At 75.7% G+C, this 1,762-nt stretch carries 2 protein-coding genes and 1 pseudogene; all 3 read left to right on the top strand.

The features are described 5' to 3' along the window. Positions 1 to 316: 316 nt before the first annotated feature. On the top strand, positions 317 to 1,324 hold the full coding sequence (locus CCN72_RS41615; RefSeq protein WP_341868916.1) for an ATP-binding protein: 1,008 nt from the start codon (positions 317 to 319) through the stop codon (positions 1,322 to 1,324). Continuing rightward, positions 1,237 to 1,494: pseudogene (locus tag CCN72_RS37465) on the top strand (roadblock/LC7 domain-containing protein); the annotation flags it as partial. The gene CCN72_RS41615 and the pseudogene CCN72_RS37465, both read left to right, overlap by 88 nt. Then, on the top strand, positions 1,491 to 1,762 hold a 272-nt coding region (locus tag CCN72_RS37460; protein WP_086812697.1), incomplete at its 3' end, for a DUF742 domain-containing protein. The pseudogene CCN72_RS37465 and the gene CCN72_RS37460, both read left to right, overlap by 4 nt.

Here is a 1,762-nt window from a genome sequence, read left to right as displayed (position 1 = left end):
CAGTCCGCGCGGGCCGGCGCCGAGGAGGCCGAGCGCATCCGGCAGGCGTTCACCGCCGAACTGGAGCACCTCGCCACCCGGCGCATGCCCGCCGAGGCGTCCCGCACCGCGCACCCGCACGTACCGGTGCCCGGCCCGGTCGGCCCCGAGGGCGCCGNNGCGCGGCACCACCCGGGAGATCCAGGCGAGCCTCTACCGCCTCCAGGACATCCTCCACGGACTCCAGCAGCGCTACGACGAACCGGAGCTGGCCCAGGACCTCTACAGCCTGGACCACGAGAACGAGCAGTCGCTGCGCCGCGCCCAGGTCGCCGCGGTGGTCTGCGGAGCCTGGGTCGGGCTGGCCCGCGAGGAGTCGCACCTCGTCGACGCCGTCACCGGCGGACAGGCCCGGCTGTCCGGCTACCGGCGGGTCAAGCTCCACAACCACCTCGATCCCGGCACCGCGCTGGTCTCGCACGCCGTGGAGCCCGTCGCGATCATCGCCGCCGAACTCCTCGACAACGCGCTGCGGCACTCCTCCCCTGACACCTCGGTCGTGGTCAACCTCGAACACGTCCACAACGGTGTCGCCGTGACCGTCGACGACGCGGGTGTCGGCATGGCGCCCGACGAACGCGCCGCCGCGCAGCGGGTGGTCGCGGGCACTGACCCGATCATGTTCTCCGACCTCGGCGACCCGCCCCGGATGGGCCTCGCCGCGATCGGCCAGCTGACCCGGCAGTTCGACCTCTCGGTGGACCTGTCCACACCGTCCCCCTACGGGGGCGTACGCGCGGTCCTGCTGGTCGACAAGCACCTGCTGAGCCATATCGACCCGGCGCTGCGCCCTGCCGCCGCGAGCACCTCGCCCTCCACCCGCACCGGCGAGGTCCCCCGGCCCGAACCGCTGGCCGAGCACGCGGAACCCGCCGGGCACGCGGAACCCGCCGAGCGCGCCGAGCGCGCCGAACATGCCGAGCACACCCACGCGCCCGCCCAGCCGGCGTCCGGTCCTGACCGCCCGGCACCCGGTCACGACCGCCCGGTGTCCGACTCCGACCGCCCGGTGCCCGTCGACGACCAGCCGACGCCCGGCCCCGACCAGCCCGCGCCCGCCGTCGACGACCTCCCCCGCCGTCGCCGTCGTCAGGTCTCGCCGGACCAGGCGGCGATGATCCGTCCGAGCGCGGCCGAGACCGCCGCCGCCCCCGCCCGCTCGCCCGAGGAGACCGCAGCGGCCCTCGGCGCCCTGNNGAGCGGGTCGCCGCGATCACCTCGACCGTCCAGGGCGCCTGCCGTACCGCCGCCGCCGCGTTCGCGGACATGCCGGCCGCCCAGCTGAGGCAGGTCGTGATCGAGTCCGACCACGGCTACATCCTGGTCGCCCCGACCGACCACGGCACCTGTGTCGCCGCGTACGGCGACCCGGAGGTCCGGCTCGACCTGCTCGGCCACCGTGTGCACTCCCAGGTGGCGCGGCNNNNCGCGGCCGAGGGCGGCGCTTTGCTGTGAGGGGCCACCGGTCCGGCCGCCCGCTGGTGCCCGCCTACCTCTCCACCTCGGGGGTGGCGCGGCCCAGCCGTAACAGCCTGGAGCGCCTGTCGGTGCTCACCTCCACCACCGGGCCGGTCTTCGGCGACCTGCCCGCGGCCCAGCACGCGCTGCTCCAGTCGCTGGAGGGCGGCTCCCTGACCGTCGTGGAGGCGGCGGCGCTGCTGCGGCTGCCGGTCTCCGCGATCCGGGTCCTCGCCGCCGCCCTGATCGACCAGGGGCTGGTGAC

Origin of the sequence: Streptomyces murinus (assembly GCF_002154555.1) — a bacterium.
GTDB classification, from domain to species: Bacteria; Actinomycetota; Actinomycetes; order Streptomycetales; family Streptomycetaceae; genus Streptomyces; species Streptomyces murinus.
The sequence above is the reverse complement of the archived record's forward strand: the minus strand, read 5'-3'. Positions and strand labels throughout refer to the sequence as shown.